Origin of the sequence: Cellvibrio sp. PSBB006 (assembly GCF_002162135.1) — a bacterium.
Lineage (GTDB): Bacteria > Pseudomonadota > Gammaproteobacteria > Pseudomonadales > Cellvibrionaceae > Cellvibrio.
Genome location: NZ_CP021382.1, coordinates 888577 through 909921 on the forward strand (window position 1 = coordinate 888577; position 21345 = coordinate 909921).

The window sequence follows — 21345 nt, forward strand, 5'->3', positions numbered from 1 at the left end:
TTACATTATTTGATGGAGACAAGATGAATAAGCATGCACGCAGGATTGCCTGGCTGACTGGAATAACGACACTATCCACACTCTCGGCTTACACGACTGCCGATAAAATCGGTATTGAAGAAATCAGGGTCCTGGGCCGCAATGCACACGTTATCGGTCAGCGTATATCCGCATCCGAAGGCAGTATTTCACAAGAGGATCTCGCGATACGGCCACTGCTCAGGGTCGGCGAAATACTTGAAGCAGTACCCGGGCTCGTCGCCACACAACACAGTGGCAGCGGCAAGGCGAACCAGTTTTTCTTGCGCGGTTTCAATCTTGATCACGGAACGGATTTCGCAACCAGTGTTGATGGTATGCCCGTCAATATGCGCACTCATGGCCACGGCCAAGGCTACACCGATATCAACTTTATTATTCCGGAATTGGTCGGTGGTATTCATTACAAAAAAGGCCCTTATTACGCAGATGTCGGTGATTTTTCTGGTGCAGGTTCTGCCGATATTCTCACTGCCCACACCACCGAAGATCGCTTTCTGATTGGAGTGGGTGAACACGATTTTTACCGCGCCCTGTTCATGGGTGAAGCTGACGCCGCTGCGGGTAAATTAGTTTATGGTATTGAATATCAAACTTATCAAGGCCCGTGGGACGACATCAATGAAGACGTGGGCAAGACCAATGTCTGGCTGAAGCAGCAATGGACGCAAGGAAATTCTTCATTTCATTTGCTGGCCATGGCCTACGATAACCAATGGAATTCTGCGGACCAGATACCCCAACGCGCCGTGCAACAAGGGTTAATAAGCGACCTCGGTTCAATTGACACCAGTGTCGGCGGCGAATCCAGCCGCTACAGTTTATCGGGTACATTTCGCCATCAATATACCGATGAAAATGTGTTACAGGCGCACCTGTACGTCATTGATTATGATATGACGTTATGGTCCAACTTCAGCTATTTTACCGACCCAGATGGCGACCAATTTCAACAGATTGATGACCGAAAAATTTATGGCGGTGACCTTAGCTGGACGTTCAGCCGTGAACTCCTGGGAAAGCCCTCTCAATACACCTTCGGGTTGCAAACCCGGACAGATGACATTAATGAGGTCGGTTTGAATCGCACCCATGCGCGGCAATTCATCAGTACTATCCGCACCGATGCCGTGGAAGAAACCAGCCACAGCCTTTATTGGCAACACAAATGGGCTCTCACACCGTCACTGCGTAGCGTGCTGGGTCTGCGTTACGATTATTTTTCTTTTGATGTTTCACCGCTGTCTGCTGCAAATCCGGATTCTTTGATACTCAATCGTGGCGAAAAACATGATGACATTGCCACCAGCTCGCTCTCCTTGATATATGCGCTTGATGATCAGCAGGAAATCTATTCCAGTGTGGGCCAGGGCTTTCACAGTAACGATGCCCGTGGCGTGACCTTGCGTGTTGATCCCGTTACTGCCGAAGCGCTCGACCCGGCAGACCCGTTAGTCGATACGCTCGGCTATGAAATCGGATGGCGAGGTAATTTTGAAAAACTCAACACGTCCGTTGCATTATGGCAACTGGACATTGACTCCGAATTGTTATTCGTCGGTGATGAAGGCGTTACAGAAGATACCGGTGTCGGCAGTACCCGTCATGGTCTCGAACTGACCGCTTATTACCGCCTCAACCACCACTGGATGTTTGATGTGGAATATTCCTTTAGCGATGCAGAGTTTGATCAAGCGCTTGATGGTTCGACTCGCATTCCCGGGGCGCTGGAACATGTATTAACCACTGGCGTTAACTGGCAATTTAGTGACCATCTCTTTACACACCTGCGCCTGCGCCACATCGCCGAATACCCTCTTGATGGTGGAGCCACTGCTGATGCCAGCACATTAGTGAACTGGCGTATGGGGTATCAGGTTAAAGATCAGGTGAGAGTGACCCTTGATATACTCAATCTGTTCGACTCCAATGATCATGACATTGAATATTTTTATGCGTCGCAACTATCGGGGGAAGCCGAGCCCACGGACGATCATCATTATCATGTCTTTGAACCTCGCACAGCGCGGCTGGCGATTGAATGGTACTTTTAAAAGGAAGCGCGACCATTGATGCAACTCCACACGACATAAAAAACTTTTTTCCTTCCAAAAGATCAGTTACATTGGCGTGACAGTATTCCGGTAGCCTCACTCGCCTCACGCGTTAATTGTTTATGACTGAGAGGAGTTTGTTATGCCCCATGACCTGCCTTCCCTTCATAGTGAGTATTTCTCTCCCGAGCAGTCCAGCCTCCACCAACTGATTTCCGAGCTTCTGGAACAAGCCGACATTACCATTAACGGCACCCGCCCCTGGGATATTCAACTGCTCGCACCCGGTGTTATTGAACGCGCATTTGCACAGGGTAATCTGGGACTGGGTGAAGCTTATATGGATGGCGAATGGGACGTTGAACAACTGGATGAGTTTTTTTATCGGTTGCTGCGCGGGCGAGTCGCACAACATGCCAAGCCACACACACTTATTTTTCATGCACTGCGTTCACGCTTGCTGAATCGCCAGAATGCTAAACGCGCCTGGCAAGTAGGCGAAGTGCATTATGATTTGGGTAACGATTTTTATGCGGCAATGCTTGACCCGCGCATGACTTACACCTGTGGTTATTGGAAAAACGCGAATAATCTCGTTCAGGCACAAGAGGCGAAGCTGGATCTCATTTGCCGAAAATTACAGTTGCAACCGGGCATGCGAGTATTGGATATCGGTTGCGGCTGGGGCAGTTTCATGGGGTACGCGGCGGAGCATTATCACGTGAACTGTGTCGGCGTGACGATCTCCAAAGAGCAAGCGAAATGGGCGCAGGAACGTTATCGCGGTTTGCCGCTGGAATTTCGTTTGCAGGACTACCGCGATCTGAACGAAAAATTTGATCGCATCGTCAGCGTCGGGATGTTTGAACATGTGGGCCAGAAAAACTATCGCACTTACATGAAAGTTGCTCACCGCTGTTTACACAATGATGGATTGTTTTTACTGCACACCATCGGCAAAAATCGTCGCCGCACCACACCGGACCCCTGGCTTGACCGCTATATTTTTCCTAACGGGGAACTACCCGCAATCAGTCAGATTGACGAAGCGCTGGAGGATTATTTCATTGTGGAAGATGTGCATAATTTCGGCGCAGATTACGATAAAACGCTCATGGCCTGGTACGACAATGTGATGAACGCCTGGCCAGATTTTTCTGATCGACTCGGTGAGCGATTCTTACGCATGTGGCGATATTATTTATTGTCATGCGCCGGGGCGTTTCGCGCGCGCAATATTCAGCTGTGGCAATGGGTTTTAAGCAAGCACGGCATTCCCGGCGGTTATCGTCGGCCGGAATGACAGCGACATGGCAGCTACAACTTTCAGTTATCACAGTGTCATGATGCGCACATTGCTTATTTTTTTAGCAAATGATGATGGTATGAATCTATTTATTGTGATATTTTTCACACGAAATAAACATTGGCACATAAAATAATATAAAGCGGAACTCGATACCGAAAATAATCGCCAAGCTGAAGTAGTATTCGCAATACACGTTGCAGCATCAATCGTAACGCAATGATTTTTTGCTATGTATCACGGGGCTTTCTTTTAATAACGTTTCTTTTAATTGGATTTCTTTTTTAATAGCTATTAAAAGTTAATTGATACATGACGAAATGAAGTAAGAAGTAGATAAGCAGTTAAAAATTTTATATATAAAAAAATCAATAATAAACGCAAGCTCTTAGTGCGTTCCACACAGTTCACATCGACGTAAACCACGGCCACTATTCGACATTTTCGAATAGCTGCGGTGAGTTTTGCTTTTTTCTTTGCTGCCCGTCAGTCAGGTAAACACCTAGCTACAGTCATCCGTTGACTGCCTGGCTTGTGCTCTATCGCTGATGCGCAAACAAGAATTTCAATATCCGAACAGATTCGAACTTCACCCTGATCATTCAGGATGAATTTCGTCTGCCATGGAACGACAAGCCAGGCAATTTTGCCTTGTTACGCACAACAGGGAAGACACAAGCACGCGGTGAAGTCTGCAGCTCTAGGGTATCGCGTGTGACACACAACAGAGCAAGAGCCATAACTTCTTAAATCATAAATAAGATAGGAGCTAACAAATGTTAACGGCAAATCCAAAGGGCTTAAGCCTGGCAGTCGCCGCCCTCAGCGTTGGTATCGCTGCTGCGGGTTACGGCAATTCTGCCGAGGCCGCCGTGTGTAGCCACGTCATTAGTAACGAATGGAACAGTGGTTACACTGCCGCCATTCGCATTACCAATGATGGCAACACCGCGATCAACGGCTGGAATGTGAGCTGGCAATATAATGCCAACCGCGTGACCAGTTCGTGGAACGCCAACCTCAGCGGTAGCAATCCATACTCAGCAACCAACCTCGGATGGAACGGCTCAATTCAGCCCGGCCAGACCGTCGAGTTCGGTTTCCAGGTCAACAAAAACGGCGGCAGCGCTGAGAACCCTACCGTCAACGGTGCGGTTTGTGGCAGCAATGGCAACCAATCATCCGCCGCGAGCAGTACCGTTAGCTCCGTGGCTTCTTCAGTCGCATCCAGTTCCAGCCCCAACAACAATACGGGCGGACAATGTAACTGGTACGGCACTTTGTACCCCTTGTGTACCAGCACCCAGAGTGGCTGGGGTTGGGAACAAAACCGCAGCTGTATCTCCCTCAGCACCTGTAGCAGCCAGCCGGCGCCTTACGGTCCGGTGGGTAACAGTTCCAGTGCACCTTCAAGCGTAGCCTCCAGCGCACCTTCAAGCGTTGCATCAAGCGCACCATCGAGTGTTGCCTCTAGTGCACCGTCCAGTGTTGCATCCAGTGCGCCCTCTAGCGTTGCATCAAGCGTCGCTTCAAGCGTTGCCTCCAGCGTGGCCAGTTCAGTCTCTTCCAGTACCCCAACTAGCGGTCGCTGGCGTGTAGATTCAACCGGTAAGATCACCAAGAACGGCAGCATTTTCCCCGTTCAGTGTGGCGCCTGGTTCGGTCTTGAAGGTCAACATGAGCCAACCGATGCTGAAAACAATCCTGGCGGTGCGCCGATGGAATTGTACGTAGGCAACATGTGGTGGGCGGATACCGGTCGTGACATGCAACAAACCATGACCGAAATCAAAAACGTGGGTATCAACGTACTGCGTATACCTATCGCACCACAAACCCTTGATCCAACTGATCCGCAAGGTATCGGCGACATTCGTTCCGGTGGCGTGCTGAAAAACCATGAATCTGTGCGTCAAACAAACGCGCGTCAGGCTCTGGAAGATTTCATCAAGCTGGCTGACCAGAACGATCTTGAAGTCATCATCGACATCCATTCCTGCTCCAACTACGTAGGCTGGCGTGCCGGCCGTCTGGATGCAAATCCACCTTACGCGGACGCGACTCGCGAAGGGTATGACTTCACCCGTGAAGAATACTCCTGTGGCGGTGGTGCGCCGAATGATGATCCGTACAATGAGCAACTGTGGCTGGAAGACCTGCGTACCATTGCAGGGTTTGAGCAGTCTCTCGGTGTGGACAACATCCTCGGTATCGATATCTTCAACGAACCATGGGATTACACCTGGGACGAGTGGGCTACCCTCGCTGAAAGCGCTTACCAGGCCATCAACGAAGTTAACCAGAATGTGCTGATCGTGGTGGAAGGTGTAGGTTCTGCGAAGTCTGACGGCACTGATGTTGCCCACGGCAGCATGGACTACAACCCGAACTGGGGTGAGAACTTCTTCGGCTTCGCTGAGCGTCCGCTGAACATTCCGAAAGAGCGTCTGGTGCTGTCTCCGCACACCTACGGTCCTTCCGTGTTCGTTCAACGTCACTTCATGACTGGCGAATGTGCTGAGCTGGAAGGCGATGAAGCTGGCAATGCTGACTGCCAGATCACCATCGACCCAGCCAAACTTGAGCCGGGCTGGCAAGAACACTTTGGTTACCTGCGTGACCAAGGCTATGCCATGATCATCGGTGAGTTCGGCGGCAACATGGACTGGCCACAAAACACTCGTGCAGCCGAGCAGGAAATGTGGGGCCATATCACCACCAATGTGGATCAACAATGGCAAAACGCGTTTGTTGATTACATGATCGAAAAAGATATCGAGGCCTGTTACTGGTCCATCAACCCGGAATCTGCCGACACCGGCGGTTTGTATGAGCACTCATACGTCCCCGATGTTAACGAATCCGGTTGGGGCACCTGGCTGAACTTCGATAGTAGAAAAACCAGCCTGCTGCAACGTTTGTGGAACGGTAACTAATCGTTCGGTGGGATCGGTTAACGCTGATCCCGCTTCACAAAAAACAGGTTGAAAATGAAGCCAGATCTTTCGGGATCTGGCTTTTTTATTGGCATCGTTAAACAAACAGAACGGTCCGGGTAAATATTACAAACGTTTGTAAAATTATTGCTGTTTATGTTGTTATTGATGCTATATCCTCGCGAACTTTGCCGACAATTTCCGCACTTTAAGCGCCTGATTCTGCGTCCGTGACGAATTAAATGCCGTTTCACCAACTTGGCATAAATATGGCTCTGACATATCAGCGTCATTGAGTATCTATCGGCGAGCCAGTGTGTGGTGAGCATTTCAGGATACCCGTCAGACGCGTCATTACGCAGAATTAATATTGACGGTGAATGTAATTTATGAAAAAGCGCGCTCTTGTTGCAGGTGGAGGCAGATTTCCAGGATTTCAGTTGTGCAAGCAGCTGCTGGACAAAGGTTACCAGGTCGTGTGCCTGGATGATTTCCAAAGTATGGAACCTGGTATCGAAGCCGATGTTATCGAGCATTTATCCGCCTATAAGCACTGCATTTTACTTGAGCAGAAAATGACTGACCCTATCAAGGCTCATGTAGATCAAATTTATAACCTCACCGATACTGCAACCCCCACGCATTACCAGGCAAATCCCCTTGAAACCATGCGGCAGAGCATGGAGGTTACCAACAACCTGCTTAAACTCGCTGTTGCGCAAAACGCGCGTGTACTGCATGCATCCGTGAGCAACATTTATAGCGAATTCCAACAACTGGATAGCAGTCATCAATTGGACCCGATTCATCCACTCATCTGCCAGAAAGAAGCGCAGCGCAGCTCTGAAGCCTTGTGCTCGGATTATCGCCGCTTGCATAACCTGGACATCAGAGTTATGCGAATCACCAATGCTTTTGGCCCTCACTTACCGCTGGATAAAGGTTTGTTGCTTCCCGATATCATCGTAAAAGCATTGATGAACCAGCCAATTAATCTCTGTAACAATGCGGGAAAACCCTGTTCATTTTCGTATGTGGATGACCTGGTGAGCGCGCTACAACGAACACTGAACTCGTCATTACCCAGTGAGTGGGTTAAGTGCGGCAAGACATTCGAATTGTCTATTATCGAGCTCGCCCACAAGGTTGTTGAACTGACCCAATCTTCATCTCCTATCAATTTTGCAGTACATCACAACAACACAACGTCAAGAGAGAGGGCACTGAATATCCAACGGAGTTGGCCACAAAAAATGCAGTTGGAGCAAGGACTGATGAAAACGATTGACTATGTAGAACAGCAATTGCATAGCAACACGTTACTTGAGAACGCTATCAGTTTTGCGCACACCAAACGTTATCCCTTTGCCGTTCATGGCGGGTACTGATACACCTTAATGAACAGTCGTGCATGAGGATAAAGCCAACACCCTGACAGATTTACAGTTGGAGTACACATGAACACTGCCACCGCACACCTTCTTGATGCGTTTATCGCACCAATAAAACCGAAATTAGGTTTCATCGGTATTGGACATATCGGCACGACACAAATGCAGATGCTGATGGAAGAACATATTGCCGATTGCTGCACACTCTATGATCCTTCGCTAGATGCGGCGAGCATGGCTGCTGCCATGCAATCCGGTATTACTGTCAGTAACAGCCTGGCCGATATCCTTTCGCAAGACCTTGATGGCGTTGTTGTCGCCAGCCCTACTGCCATGCACGGCGACCACTGCATTGCCGCATTAAAAACCAGTAAAGCCGTATTCTGCCAACAACCGCTTGCACCAACCGTCGCGGAAACCCAACAAATATTTGAGGCAGCTCGCGCCACCAATAAACTGTTGAGCGTGGATTTTCCCTATCGTTATTTACCCGGTGTAGAAACGTTGAAGCAAAAAGTCGCTATGGGTGAATTTGGTGAAATCTATGCTGCCGATCTGGTCTTCCACAGCGCTTACGGCCCGGATAAAACCTGGAACTACAACGTGAGCACGTCAGGTGGCGGCTGTGTGATGGATCTTGGGGCTCACCTTATTGATCTGGCTATTTTTATCCTGGGAAACCGCGATATAAAGCAAGTCTCCAGCAATTTAATGCAACGCGGCAAAGCCCTGCTCCCACCCTATGAAGCCACCGAAGATTATGCAACAGCCGAATTCCTGCATGGCAGGACACGCACCCGGCTTACCTGCTCCTGGGGGATGCATGCGGGTCGCGATGCCATTATTGAATTACGTTTTTATGGCACGCTGGGCGGAGCCTCCATCACCAATGTAAATGGATCTTTCAATGATTTTGAGGTGCATCAGTTTGCTGGAAATCGGCGTGAAAAAATTGCGCGGGCGACCGGTGAACATGGCGGTCGCGCGCTAATCGACTGGGCAAAAACCCTGTGCAGCACCAATCGCTTTGATCCTGATATAGAACAGATTATTCAGGTCGCCGATGTCGTTGACCGAATTTATTGCCGCTAAATTTGCGGCAGCGACTGCCGTAATTAATATCATCACAGGATATGGATCATGAAGCCACTGAACATTGTTGTATTTGGTTTATCGATCACCTCAGCATGGAACAACAGCCACGCAACGACTTACCGTAGCCTGATAAAAGCCTTAGCCAAACGAGGCCACAGGATCACCTTCTTTGAAAAAAATACGCCTTCCCATCAACAATACCGGGATCTCCCCAGCCCCTCGTTTTGTGAAACCATTTTGTATCACTCTGTTGCTGAGATAGACGATTACCGTTTAACACTGGCAAAGGCTGATCTGGTTATCCTTGGCTCGCGCGTTACCGATGCCGAACTCCTGTCGAAAAAAATCACGCTATTCTCACCCCCGTGTTTTGCTTTCTATGATCTCGATACACCGATGACATTGGAGAAATTGCAGCATGGCGATTATGAATACCTGACACCCAACATGATTACCCGCTTTGACCTATATCTATCGTGCAGTGCGGGGCCAGTGCTTGACCTGTTGGAGCAAAAATGGGGGGCATTGCGCGCGCGGTCTTTGCTATTTGCCATTGATCCTGATTGGTACCACCCGGTCAAGGATGATCAACATACTCCGGCGTACAGCCTTGGTTATTTGGGAACTTACACAGAAGATCGCCAACCCATGCTGAACAAACTTTTGCTGGAACCCGCCATAACCGATCGGGATGCAAAATTTTGTGTTTCCGGCGGAAAATATCCGCCGACGATTTATTGGCCAGACAACGTCGATTATGTGCAGCACATAGCACCCTATCAACATTGTGCTTTTTATCACGGGCAGAAATTTACCTTGAATATAGCCCGCAAGGTCATGATGAACGTTGGTTACACCCCTAGCCTGCGCCTTTTTGAAGCCGCAGCTTGCGGAACCCCGATTATCACAAACCCATGGCCGGGGCTGGAGCAATTTTTTACACCCGGCAATGAAATTTTGGTCGCGCAACGCTCGCAAGACGTATTGGAATATCTGCAAATGCCAGACATCGAACGTACTGCCATTGCCCGCCGTGCACAACAGAAAATATTACACGAGCACACCTCAGCACATCGCGCACTGGAATTGGAGCACTACTGGGAAGATGTCTGTACCCCTGTTCTGGCGCAAGCATTATGACGCACACTCGATCACTTAACGGAGTCTCCGTATGAACAGTGTCTTTATAGATCCAAGAACCAAATACCCTACCCCCACCTTCCCCGCGGACATGCAAAGCATTCCGGGCACGGAAGGTGAAATGAATCCACAAGCAGACCATGGTGAACAAAGCTACCACGGCAATAAAAAACTCAATGGTGCTGTCGCTATTATTACCGGCGGCGACAGCGGCATAGGCCGCGCTATCGCCGTGGCCTATGCGCGCGAAGGTGCACATGTGGTGTTTACTTATCTTGAAGAAGAAAAAGATGCGCGCGAAACTGAACAGCTTGTTCGGCAATGTGGTGTAGAGGTCATGTCAATCAAGATGAACCAGGCGGATCGCGCTGCTTGCGAACGCGTGATAGACGATTGCCTTGAACGCTTTGGTCGGCTGGATATCCTGATCAACAACGCGGCTTTTCAAAAAACCTATTCCTCTATTGAAGACATCCCCGACGAAGAAATTGATTATACGTTTCGCACAAATATCGAATCCTTCTTTTTCTTTTCGCGTTACGCCTTGAAGTTTATGTCTATTGGTGGTTCGATCATCAACACAACTTCGATCCAGGCGTTTTCACCCAGCGCGAACCTCGCACCCTATGCAGCGACCAAAGCAGCGATTGCCAACTTCACACTGTCGCTGGCCGAAGAAGCCATCAAGAAGGGTATTCGCGTGAATGCGGTTGCACCAGGACCTGTGTGGACGCCGCTCATTCCTTCCACCATGCCGGAAGAAAAAGTAAAAAGCTTTGGTTCCAACACGCTATTCGAACGCCCGGCCCAGCCGGCAGAATTGGCTCCGATCTATGTATTCCTGGCTTCGGAAGATGCCAGCTATATTAGCGGTGAAATTTACGGTGTTACCGGTGGGCGGCGGCAACTTTGATTGCTACCCACCTCGCTATGATCCACATGATAAAAACTCAGGAGATTGTGTAAATGGCTGTTCATCATCAAAACCATCTTGACGATGGCGACAACTATAAAGCCCAACGCATGCAACGGATGTATCGCAAAAAGTTTTCCGTCAAAGCGGACCCGACGTCTACCCGCCACCACAGTAAATATTCCCGCTATGAAAAATGGTCGCGTTACGACCTGGATCAGAAAGCCGCGGAGTTCGGAATTGAACATGCCGGGAAGATGAGTAAGCAGGATCTGATTGATTTATTGTCAGAGTATTGATCAGGCAGGCAGACAAAGTGCATTTACAGATTGCGCTGTCGATGCACTTTTTAGCGAACACGCGTAAGAAAGCTATCAAGGTTTAGCTAAACTTTTTACCCTCGTCCAGCGCACGATATTGAAAATCGCGCAGCTGCACTTTGCCACTGCCAGCACAATAGATACCGGCTTTAAGGCTTAAAAACCCACCAAACACGTTGTGATTCAAGCCGGATACTTCCATACGGGTTGGATGGCGCGTCCAGTTTCGGCCTGCATCCTGCGAGTATTCGTAGGTGATAACGTGATGATCATTGGTAATACGCATGCGTAAACTGCGGGTTTTTAGCGGCATGCGCGCCCAGGATTGCTCTTCTGCATATTGAAAACTTTTGAGCACATCTGCGGTAAAACCCAGTCCCACAAAGGCGTTATGGTTGTAAAAAAGCAGCAAGCCCGCCTCGGCGCTTCCCGTTAACGTCAGGCTCACTTCAACCTGATAGGCACGATCGACAACCCCACAAGTCAATGGCGCACTGTCGGCGGGCGAGCGACCTTTTGCATTAAGCTCCAACGCGTTTTCGCGATAAGTGACGCGCGCCATTTCATTCTCAGCGGGATGATGGAAACACCATTGCGTACCGAATTTATTGGTGGAGAAATCATCAGACAACGCAGCGCCATGTGGCCCTGCTTTACCCTGTACAGGTTTGCGCATCGGTTGTGAAAGATCACCGCCTTGTGCACGAAACCAGCCATCCTCAGTCCACTCAACAGGTTCGAGCAAGGCTTGCCGTCCAAGAGTTCTGAAGCCATTTTCGTAACCGTGATACACCATCCACCAATCACCCGCCGGACCTTCGATCAGCGTGGCATGACCTTTTGACCACCAGGGTTCTTCATCAGACAAGGTGCGTACCAATGGATTGTACGGACAATGTTCCCAGGGGCCGTGAACCGAGCGGGAGCGCGCTGCAATGACCATGTGGCCCGTCACCGGGCCGGCAGTGCCGCCAACAGCCGTTACCAGATAAAACCACTCTCCCCTGCGCAAGAGTTTAGGGCCTTCAGGTGCGAAATTTTCTACGATCCAGTGATCGGGATAACGCCAGGGATCATAGGCAGGTTGTAGTTCGCCATCGGTGGCCAGTCCGTCGTCGGTCAAACGAATTTTGCGAATACCATTCACAAACAAATAGCGTTTTCCGTCTTCGCCCCGGATGTGTCCCGGGTCAATGCAGCCAGTAATCTTCAGATCAACCGGATCACTCCAGGGGCCGTTGATATCATCCGCCCAAATGACATAAATCGACCAGGGTTTGCCTTCGCTGAGCGCTGGAATATATATGAAATAACGGTCGCCGAATTTACAAAGATCCAGCGCCCACACGGTGCCAATGTTGCGTGTTAACGCGGCGCCAAGGGGAGCCCAATTCACCAGATCTGTTGAGTGCCATATCACAATGCCCGGGTAGGAATTAAATGACGAGAATGTCATGTAATAATCGCTGCCGTCTTTCAGGATAGTAGGATCGGGGCGATCACCGGCAATAATGGGATTAAGATAAGTACCGTTTTCCAAATCCGCTTTACGTTGTCCCTCTATTCCGGTTTTCCATTGCGGCGCTGCTCGCGTGCATGGGGCTGTGGGTTTCGGCTGCGGATTGGCGAGAAGTGCCAACGGAGATGCCGCCGCTCCCGCCAGACAGGCTTTAAACAGTGTTCTACGCGTTACTTCTGGCATAAAAAAACATCCAAACATTGTGTAGCCATATCAGAAAGCTCGACATATCAAGCCGGATCTATGGGTGTGGTTTTAGATAAAGTCCCCTGGGATTCCGCCACCAGAATTTTCCGGCGCCCTCTCATACTGTAAATCTCCGAGCAGTAAATCGCGTGCAGCGTATGCGCAGAGGCAATGCGGGCTTTCACAATCAACTCGGGAGATGAGGGTGAGGAATGCACAGTCATCTCACATTCAGACAAAACACATTGGCCGATACTTGCATACCCGGCCGAGCGCGCCGCGCAGTCAAACACACAACCATACATGCCTTGCAGCTCTTTGTTGAAAAGGCTTGCCTGTGGCGTCAAACCAAAGGCGACTTTTTTAGCGCTGCACTCTAATAAGTCCACCATGAAAAATGATTTAAGCAGATGGTTATTGACAATTTCTGTAACGGTTTGCATATATGTTCCATCGGTTAGTGTAGCCAGGGACACCCTGGAAACCTTATTGTTTTCCTGCACCTTGCAATAATCCATCAAGTGCTTGCTGATCAAAAACGGTATTGTCCTGGCGATTAAAAATTCCCGACCCAAGATTATTTAATGCGCCGCTATCCCAATAGAACGGGATCAGCCCCTTATCCAGGGCTTCCTGCGTAACGTATTTGAGGTAGTGCGCACGTGACGCCAGGTGCAATTCAAGTGCTTCACCGGTAAGGTTATCGCGACGCATAGCGGCAAATTCACCCAGAATCACCGGAATACCCTGCGCAATAAACTGTTGCTGCATAAGCTCAAACAACTCGGTAACAAAGGGCTCTTCGCCCCAGGTGGGATTGTGTTCAGTATCGGTTAACGAATGGAAACCTTCACCCCAGTAATAGAACTGGTTCCCCCAACTCTCGTCCTCTCGCATTAAGGTGAAATTATAGGGAGTATAAAAATGGACTTCGGCCATTAACCGATCAGCGACGGTGTCATCAGGCATGTCCGACCACAGCTCGTGAGTTTTTTCAATGTCGGTTGCAGGCCCTTGTACGATCAAAACCCGATAGGCGTTCCGGCCACCTGTCGCGCGTACCGCATCAACAAAGGTTTGATGATACGCAAGCAATACGTCCATTTGTTCTGCGGTATCCACATTGGGCTCGTTGGCACCGGCAAACATCACGCGCTCATCAAACTCGCGCAGATGCGTCGCAATCTGCTCCCAAAATGCTTTTTGTTTGGCGACATTGGCGGCCTGCTTATTCGGCGTGACATTGTTTTCCAGCCATCCTCCATCCCAATGGATGTTGACGATCACGTAAATATCATTGTCGACGCAGAGCTGCACAACATCCTTCACCCTGTCGAGCCAGGCCGAATTTATCTCTGCCGTTTCCTGGTTAGCGTATTGATCCCAGGACACCGGTATCCGGACTGCCTCAAACCCATTGCTTTTCACCAGTTGAATCAATTCATTCGTCACCATCGGGTTGCCCCAGGCCGTTTCACCACCGATTGCTTCCAGCGTATTGCCGATGTTCCAGCCCAGACTGATCTTGCTGGCGATGTCCACCGCGTTGCTTGACATTCCTGTGCTATCCGCAGGAAGCGGATTCGTGTTGTAGCTTGGGTAAAGCTCCTCCACAGCCGCAGTACTGGAAGAGGATGCCGCCGAACTGGAGGACGGCGGTGCAACGGATGAGCTGGAGGAGGATACGGATGATGGGGTTGCTGAACTGGATTGTGCGGTAGCGCTGTCACTTCCGCCGCCCCCGCAATTAATAAGTGATACCAGACAACAGGACAGTAACAATCTATTTATTATTTTCATGATCAGTCTCTGAATTCGTAGCAAAAAGCAGCTGCGCATGACAGCCTGGCGGCCCATCTTGTCATGGCCGCACCTTCACGCAGAGTTTGCTCGGAAAACAGCATGAACCATTAGCTTTTGCACTAAAAAATGTATCAATTTGCAAATAATTGAAGTTTTTTTCAGTAAATTTGAAGTGGCTGGGTCACGAATTGGGATGTGAAGTCTTCTCGTACAGTATTTTGAATGCCTTGGGCGGGCAACCGTATTCCTCTTTAAATAACTTATTGAAATAGGAAACGTTTTTGTAGCCGACCGAATAAGCAATCTCGGCGATGTTGGCATCCTCACTTTGTTTCAACAGGCGTGCGGCCTCAGTCAGGCGCAGCTTGTTCAGGTAACCGGTAAAGGTAAAACCCAGTTCCGATTTAAGAATGTCGTTGATCTTGGTGCGGCTGACACCGATAGCGGAGGTCATGGTATCCAGGCTCAGATCGGCGTTAGCGTACTGCGTCGCCATAAAATGCAGGATCGCGCTCCGGTCCTTGTCTTTATGCGTCTCCACAGAAAGCTGCTGGTAAGCCACCAAAGGTCGATCACGCTGAAACTTGTTGCGCAAATCGTCTACCAAAGCCTGCGTGTGCTGATTGAAGAACCAGAAAGCATAACCACCCCAGGTCAGTAGCAAGAACCCGCCCAACACGTACATGTAAAACCAATTGCGCCCCACCAGGGTTATCTCACTCAGTTGGACATTAGACTCCACATCAAAAGGACTCTGGGAGCTGCTGCCAAAGCTTATTTTTGATACCTTATCGAGTTTGTACGCCTTGCGTGAGAGCTCGACATCAAACATCGTAAACCACCACTGGGGTGTTTCGAGTCTGGTCAGATCAAGCTCGACATATTCCCAATCTTCACTGCAGGAGAAAAATGTCGACGGCGCGCGGTAGCTCAAAAAGTCGTTAACACTGGATACTTTTTCATCAAAAGTCAGCATAGAAAAACTGAGCGTATTCGCCACAGAGCATTTGACGCTGAAAGACATGCTGTTGAACCGGGATAAGTCGACAAGGTTGGGGTTATTCTGATCCTCGCCAAAAACCAGGGTAAACGCCGCATAAGGGTATTGAGCCTTGCGTGATAGCGTAATGTTATAGTTCAGGCTGAATCTGTCATCTACGATTGTCAGCGTTGACAGCCCACCTTGGGAAGTATCCGTATTCTTCTCCGTGCGCCATGCAAGATCACTCTTGGTGACAGGCAACAGCGATACCCTCAGAAAGGTGTTATCCACACACAGATAGCCAGCAAGGCAGCTCACCAGAACCAGGCATATGAAACTTATCAGCGCTTTATTATAAAAATCCTGCATGTAATCTATCGCCTGCAATTAGCCGGATGTCGCAGGCGCAATACTATAGGAATTCGGGTGGCTTATCGATGCGGTCGATGGGGCTCGTGTCGGTGTAGCTGAAACCCTTGCAAGACAAGGGTTTCACGCTAGGGATGACGGCAGGCGGAAACCCTGCCGGAGTAGCTAGTTGGCTTGCGCCATTTTCTTTGGCAGCTTCGCGGCCACTTGAACCACGTCGGCCAAGGGGCGATCTGCCGGCTTCGGCTGCTGGCGTGCCTGGGGCGAGCGCAATAAATCATCCAGTGCCTGCGCTGCTTCGGGGCTCATATATTCCAGCTCCAGTCCTAAACCCGTCTCTGCTTTGCGAATAACACGCGAGGTGTATCTGTAGCGTTCGAGGTTATGCGGGCCCTGTTGAAGCAGCACTTCAATATCCAGCGGTTGCAGGACATTGATATCAGCAAAGTCGGTCTCCACAAAGAAACCTAATTTACTGCCGTTTTTTAACCGCCCGATAGCGACCGGCACTCCCATTTTGTATATCAGAACTTTGAAGTCTGTCGTTACGCGTTCGCTGCATCTGTGTTCCATAATGCCGTCCCGTTAGTCAATGAATGTATGTCGCCGGATGTAAGTCTGCCTTCCCATATTGTTCGACATTCCCTCGCACGCCTACCCTTACAACCGACACGAAGTAATCACATTACTTGGCCAAACGACCATACAAAGCCAGGAGTTTATGTACCTTCACTGCGAGATTCTCCGGTACCTGGTCCCAACTAAAACGCCATGTCCAATTTTTATCTGTCGTCCCCGGCATGTTCATGCGATGCTCGCTGGATAACTCCAGTAAATCCTGCATAGGCACAATGGCCATCCGCGAAACCGAAGCAAAAGCCGCCTTGATTAACAGCCAGGGCATGGTGTCCTGCGCGTGAAAAAAATATTCATCGATCTGTTTACGCGATGTTTGACTCAGGGATTGATACCAGCCCACGGTTGTATCGTTGTCGTGGGTACCGGTATAAATCACGTCGAGCAAACTGTGGCGATGTGGTAAATGTGGATTCTCGGCATTCCCGTCAAATCCAAACTGCAGTACCAACATCCCCGGCAGTGAAAAATCCTGGCGCAATGCTTCTACTTCATCAGTAATAACGCCGAGATTTTCCGCTACCAACGGCAAGCTGTGATATTCCTTGAAACACGCTGCCAATAACGCTTTCCCTGGTGCCTTAACCCACCGTCCCTGACGTGCATCCTTCACCTTACCCGGAATCTCCCAAAAGGCTTCAAAGCCACGGAAATGATCCACGCGGATCAAATCAAATAAATTCAGCTGCGAACGCAAACGCGCCAGCCACCACTGGAAACCATCGGCCTCCATGCGTTCCCAATCGTAATGTGGATTACCCCAATGCTGGCCGAACTCGGAAAAGTAATCCGGTGGCACGCCAGCTACCGTCAATGGATTACCTTGATCATCCAGGCGAAAACTCTGTTGCTCTGCCCAGACATCTGCACTGTCATGGGCCACGAAGATCGGCATATCGCCAAAAAAATAAATGCCTTTTTTGCGCGCATAGCTACGCAAATCCTGCCACTGCTGAAAAAACACAAATTGTTCAAAACAATAAAATTGAATCTGCTCAGCGAATTGTTCACGCGCCTCGTTTAAGGAGGTGGTATCACGTTGCACAAACTCCAGTGGCCATTCATTCCAGGGTTTGCGATGAAAGTGTTCGCGCAAGGAAAGGAACAACGCGAAATCATTTAACCAGGTGGCGTTGGCCTGACAGAATTCCTGATACTGCTGATGCAGTTGTGAATCATGTTGCGTTGAAGCAAAAAAACGTTTCTCTGCGCGCTGGCGTGCTGCCTGCCGCTCGCTGCGTTCCTTGCTGTGCAGACCTGGATCATCCGCTGCAATCCATCCGCGCTCCACCAGTGCATCCAGGCTGATCAGATCCGGGTTACCGGCATGGGCCGACAGCGACTGGTAAGGTGATAAATCACCATGGGTCGGGCCAGTCGGCAACATTTGCCAAATCGTAAAACCGGCATCGGCCAAAAAATTAACAAAGTGGTAAGCTTCTTTTCCCAAATCACCGGACGAGAAACCGGCACTGGAAGGTAAAGATGTTGGGTGTAGCAATACCCCGGCACAACGATTAGCGAACAATGGAGAACCTGTGAAAGCCTTTCCGTTTTCTGTCACTCTTTTACCCTTACGCCTCAGCGTGTCCTTGACGCATCACCCCACCCGCCGCCGGCGAACCACTGCCCTTACTGATACTTTGGCAGAGGTAATCCGGTGCTGGCTGATCGATCAATGCGTATAAATTCATTAAATGACGACGATACAAATATTCAAAATCACTGACACTTTCGGCGGGGTTGTAATCACCGAACCACCAAAACCAATCCGAGCCTTCACATAACGCCAATTGTTTTTCTACTTGCACAACCTGTTCCGGTGACAAAACATCTTTAGCGAGTACCTTGTCCACTTGCAGCTTGGCTTCGCACAACATATCCCAACCGCGATTTTTGTCCCGATCACCAATCCAGGTTGAAAAAGTGCCATAAACCCAACTGCCGGCTACCAAATGCTCCAGTGCAACCGGGGCAGGTTTTTGCTCGTCAAGCACACGGCTGTATGTTGAGAGTTCCAGCGTAGGATGTTTGCTCAGGCGTGCGTAAAGTGCATCGAGAAAGTAATAGGCATTTTCGGGAAAATATTCCCAGGCATTTTCACCATCCATAATGATGGAGATCACTGCGTCGCTGGAAAATTCACTGCTCTCGGCAATTTTTTCCATATGCTTGATCAGATCATCCACCGCGTGGTCAGCATGCCAGGTCGCGTATTTAAAACCGATCAAATCGGAGAGTCCGTCGTCGCGAAAAAAACAACAGGCAGACGCTTTATTGAATTGATATACCCGATGAACCGCGCCGCCATTGCGTTCGTGCAACGCCTGTACAGCCTGGTGATTTGTTTTATGCCCCAGGCTGTTGTGCAGTACCGAATCACCGGTGGCTGCCCAATCAAAATTGAAATCGTCAAGCAGATGCAAGGTGGCATCGCTTAATGAACCTTCGGAAGCCCAACAACCGCGTGGGCGAAAACCGAAAAAGCGTTCAAAGGTGTGCAAGCCATGCGTCATATGCCAGCGCGCGCGCTCATCGCCGCCGGGATATTTTTCAGCGTGTGGCAAGGCTACATCCGGCATGGCCTGCCGGGCACTTTTCAGATCCAGCAATAACGGCACAATGGGATGCGCATAAGGGCTCATGGAAATTTCAATTTGGCCCCGTTGCGCCAACTGGCGATAACGCGGACCCAGTGAACTCAATTGTTCGCCAATAATACGCAACAATTCCCGACGATCATCCTGGGTGTAACTGCCCTCTTTCTCTTGTAGCCGTTTCACGCGGGAATCTGTGCGGCGCACGGTTTCCCCCATCCAACCCAGGTGATACCACACCAGCAAATCAATCAGAAACTGCTCGTTAACGTAACGCAGGTTGCCCGGCTTTTCTTCGAACATCGCCACGGCATCGGCCAATTCGGCGTAAGCCGGAAAACGGTTAATAATCCGTTCACGATTAGAACGCAGACATTTATGCGTTAGCTCGGCAAAACCCGGTGTGCCCGCCGCCGGTAATTTTTCTGCGACCAGTGCATTTAACAATGTATCTTTGATGGGTTTGCCGCGCGTCAGGCACGCGTCGATCTGATGTGCATAATCTTCCAATTGCTCCAACAAAATTGGCGCAAAATTGAAGACGGCATGGGCCTCGGGATAACGCTCCAGATGCGCCACCATATCAACATAATCTTTAATCGCATGTAGATAGGTCCAGGGAAAATAATATTCACCGGTCATCAGATCGCGGTAATCAGGCTGGTGCATGTGCCAGCAAAAGACAACTTTCATTTTGCGTGCGGTTGCATCACCTTTAGCTGACATGGGGGAAATCCTCATCAAGCATTTCCGGTGTTACCAGGACGACACCTTTGGGTGAAACGTGGAAGCGTCTACGATCGTCCTCCTCGTTGTAACCAATCACAGTACCCTCAGGAATCTTGCAATAACGGTCAATCAGGGCTTTGCGAATCTTGCAGTTGCGTCCGACTTCTACATTCGGAAATAAAACCGAGTCGGTAATTTCGCAGTAGGAATGCACACGCACGCGCGGGAATAATTGTGAATGGCGAACTGTAGAACCGGACACGATACAACCGCCGGCAATCATCGAGTCTACGGCGAAGCCGCGCCGGCCATCATCATCAAAAACAAATTTGGCGGGCGGCACCTGCTCCTGATACGTCCAGATCGGCCATTCTTCATCGTATAAATCCAGTTCCGGGCTGACGCTGGTTAATTCCAGGTTAGCTTCCCAGAGCGCATCGACTGTTCCCACATCGCGCCAGTAGGCTTCGCCACCACTGACCGGATCGCGGAACGGAAATGCCATCACGCTGTGACTGTGAATCAGCGATGGAATAATGTCTTTCCCAAAATCGTGCGATGAACCTGGTAGGTTCTGATCGCGCAACAATTCGCGGAACAACACTTTGGTACTGAACACATAAATACCCATGGACGCCAGCGCGTGATTCGGGCGGCCGGGAATGGGTTCGGGTTTGGGAGGCTTTTCGGTAAAGCGGGTAATCTTGAGATCAGCATCGACATCCATCACACCGAACGCAGTGGCCATCTCCAGCGGTACTTCGATACAACCCACGGTTATATCAGCACCACGTTCAACATGGGCTGCGAGCATAGTACCGTAGTCCATCTTGTAAACATGGTCACCTGCGAGGATCAACACATATTCAGGATTATGACGGCGAATGATATCGAGATTCTGTAACACGGCATCGGCTGTGCCAGCATACCAGGAGGTTTCCAAACGTTGTTGCGCCGGCAGCAGCTCAACGAACTCGCCCAGCTCGCCGCCGAGGAAGCCCCAACCGCGCTGTATATGACGATCCAGGGAGTGGGATTTATATTGCGTTAATACGCTGATGCGCCGGATACCGGAATTAACACAATTGGATAAGGGGAAATCAATGATACGAAACTTGCCACCAAAATGTACCGCCGGTTTAGCACGCCAGTTGGTGAGTTGGTGTAACCGCGATCCGCGCCCGCCAGCGAGGATGATTGCGAGGGTTTCGCGTGTGAGGCGACTTACAAAACGGCCAGAGGTCTGGTGAATACTCATTAAAACTCCCTTACTGTTGAATCGAAAAATTTTCTTTTAAAAGATTCCAACTGACCAATAGAACCCATGTCG

General features: G+C 49.8%; 16 protein-coding genes. 8 read left to right on the forward strand and 8 right to left on the reverse strand.

The annotated features are described in order from the left end of the window. The first annotated feature begins 23 nt into the window (after positions 1-23). The 8 genes from CBR65_RS03670 to CBR65_RS03705 all read left to right on the forward strand — a co-directional run bounded on the left by CBR65_RS03670 (position 24) and on the right by CBR65_RS03705 (position 11173). Entirely contained in the window at positions 24-2093 is a 2070-nt protein-coding gene (locus CBR65_RS03670) for a TonB-dependent receptor (RefSeq protein WP_087465596.1), read from the forward strand. 142 nt (positions 2094-2235) lie between these two features. Beyond that, on the forward strand, positions 2236-3396 hold the full coding sequence (cfa, locus tag CBR65_RS03675) for a cyclopropane fatty acyl phospholipid synthase (RefSeq protein WP_087465597.1): 1161 nt from the start codon (positions 2236-2238) through the stop codon (positions 3394-3396). A gap of 779 nt (positions 3397-4175) precedes the next feature. Further along, a complete protein-coding gene (locus tag CBR65_RS03680; RefSeq protein WP_087465598.1) occupies positions 4176-6335 on the forward strand; it encodes a cellulase family glycosylhydrolase in 2160 nt (719 codons plus the stop codon). 389 nt (positions 6336-6724) lie between these two features. Further along, the gene (locus CBR65_RS03685; RefSeq protein WP_087465599.1) at positions 6725-7723 is read left to right on the forward strand and encodes an NAD-dependent epimerase/dehydratase family protein; all 999 of its coding nucleotides are present in this window, start codon (positions 6725-6727) and stop codon (positions 7721-7723) included. 69 nt (positions 7724-7792) lie between these two features. Beyond that, positions 7793-8818 carry a Gfo/Idh/MocA family protein gene (locus CBR65_RS03690; RefSeq protein ID WP_087465600.1) on the forward strand — a complete coding sequence of 342 codons (1026 nt, stop codon included), beginning with the start codon at positions 7793-7795 and terminating at the stop codon, positions 8816-8818. A 48-nt stretch (positions 8819-8866) separates the two neighbouring features. Then, positions 8867-9961, forward strand: coding sequence for a glycosyltransferase (locus CBR65_RS03695; RefSeq protein ID WP_087465601.1), 1095 nt, complete (start codon positions 8867-8869; stop codon positions 9959-9961). A 31-nt stretch (positions 9962-9992) separates the two neighbouring features. Beyond that, entirely contained in the window at positions 9993-10874 is an 882-nt protein-coding gene (locus tag CBR65_RS03700; RefSeq protein ID WP_087465602.1) for an SDR family oxidoreductase, read from the forward strand. A 53-nt stretch (positions 10875-10927) separates the two neighbouring features. After that, positions 10928-11173, forward strand: a complete 246-nt coding sequence (locus tag CBR65_RS03705) for a hypothetical protein (protein ID WP_087465603.1) — start codon at positions 10928-10930, stop codon at positions 11171-11173. 82 nt (positions 11174-11255) lie between these two features. Here the strand turns inward: CBR65_RS03705 and CBR65_RS03710 are convergent, their stop codons facing one another. From CBR65_RS03710 to glgC, 8 genes are all read right to left on the reverse strand, one after another. Further along, entirely contained in the window at positions 11256-12896 is a 1641-nt protein-coding gene (locus CBR65_RS03710; protein ID WP_087468911.1) for a family 43 glycosylhydrolase, read from the reverse strand. 47 nt (positions 12897-12943) lie between these two features. Then, a complete protein-coding gene (locus CBR65_RS03715; protein WP_087465604.1) occupies positions 12944-13342 on the reverse strand; it encodes a hypothetical protein in 399 nt (132 codons plus the stop codon). Between the two features lie 43 nt (positions 13343-13385). After that, entirely contained in the window at positions 13386-14699 is a 1314-nt protein-coding gene (locus CBR65_RS03720) for a glycoside hydrolase family 5 protein (protein WP_232461343.1), read from the reverse strand. Positions 14700-14883: 184 nt separating this feature from the next. Then, positions 14884-15975, reverse strand: coding sequence for a helix-turn-helix domain-containing protein (locus CBR65_RS03725; protein WP_369825647.1), 1092 nt, complete (start codon positions 15973-15975; stop codon positions 14884-14886). 243 nt (positions 15976-16218) lie between these two features. Then, the gene (locus CBR65_RS03730; RefSeq protein WP_087465607.1) at positions 16219-16626 is read right to left on the reverse strand and encodes a hypothetical protein; all 408 of its coding nucleotides are present in this window, start codon (positions 16624-16626) and stop codon (positions 16219-16221) included. 112 nt (positions 16627-16738) lie between these two features. Beyond that, complete coding sequence (gene malQ / locus CBR65_RS03735; protein ID WP_198300869.1) at positions 16739-18253, reverse strand: 4-alpha-glucanotransferase; 1515 nt, start codon at positions 18251-18253, stop codon at positions 16739-16741. 10 nt (positions 18254-18263) lie between these two features. Further along, complete coding sequence (locus tag CBR65_RS03740) at positions 18264-20012, reverse strand: glycoside hydrolase family 57 protein (RefSeq protein ID WP_087465608.1); 1749 nt, start codon at positions 20010-20012, stop codon at positions 18264-18266. Next, a complete protein-coding gene (glgC, locus tag CBR65_RS03745) occupies positions 20002-21273 on the reverse strand; it encodes a glucose-1-phosphate adenylyltransferase (RefSeq protein ID WP_087465609.1) in 1272 nt (423 codons plus the stop codon). The genes CBR65_RS03740 and glgC overlap by 11 nt, the downstream gene beginning before the upstream one ends. Between the last annotated feature and the right edge of the window lie 72 nt (positions 21274-21345).

Coding starts and splice junctions, on each gene's coding strand:
- CBR65_RS03670 (WP_087465596.1), top strand. CDS start 24: ATGAATAAGCATGCACGCAGGATTGCCTGGCTGACTGGAATAACGACA.
- cfa (WP_087465597.1), top strand. CDS start 2,236: ATGCCCCATGACCTGCCTTCCCTTCATAGTGAGTATTTCTCTCCCGAG.
- CBR65_RS03680 (WP_087465598.1), top strand. CDS start 4,176: ATGTTAACGGCAAATCCAAAGGGCTTAAGCCTGGCAGTCGCCGCCCTC.
- CBR65_RS03685 (WP_087465599.1), top strand. CDS start 6,725: ATGAAAAAGCGCGCTCTTGTTGCAGGTGGAGGCAGATTTCCAGGATTT.
- CBR65_RS03690 (WP_087465600.1), top strand. CDS start 7,793: ATGAACACTGCCACCGCACACCTTCTTGATGCGTTTATCGCACCAATA.
- CBR65_RS03695 (WP_087465601.1), top strand. CDS start 8,867: ATGAAGCCACTGAACATTGTTGTATTTGGTTTATCGATCACCTCAGCA.
- CBR65_RS03700 (WP_087465602.1), top strand. CDS start 9,993: ATGAACAGTGTCTTTATAGATCCAAGAACCAAATACCCTACCCCCACC.
- CBR65_RS03705 (WP_087465603.1), top strand. CDS start 10,928: ATGGCTGTTCATCATCAAAACCATCTTGACGATGGCGACAACTATAAA.
- CBR65_RS03710 (WP_087468911.1), bottom strand. CDS start 12,896: ATGCCAGAAGTAACGCGTAGAACACTGTTTAAAGCCTGTCTGGCGGGA.
- CBR65_RS03715 (WP_087465604.1), bottom strand. CDS start 13,342: ATGCAAACCGTTACAGAAATTGTCAATAACCATCTGCTTAAATCATTT.
- CBR65_RS03720 (WP_232461343.1), bottom strand. CDS start 14,699: ATGAAAATAATAAATAGATTGTTACTGTCCTGTTGTCTGGTATCACTT.
- CBR65_RS03730 (WP_087465607.1), bottom strand. CDS start 16,626: ATGGAACACAGATGCAGCGAACGCGTAACGACAGACTTCAAAGTTCTG.
- CBR65_RS03740 (WP_087465608.1), bottom strand. CDS start 20,012: ATGTCAGCTAAAGGTGATGCAACCGCACGCAAAATGAAAGTTGTCTTT.
- glgC (WP_087465609.1), bottom strand. CDS start 21,273: ATGAGTATTCACCAGACCTCTGGCCGTTTTGTAAGTCGCCTCACACGC.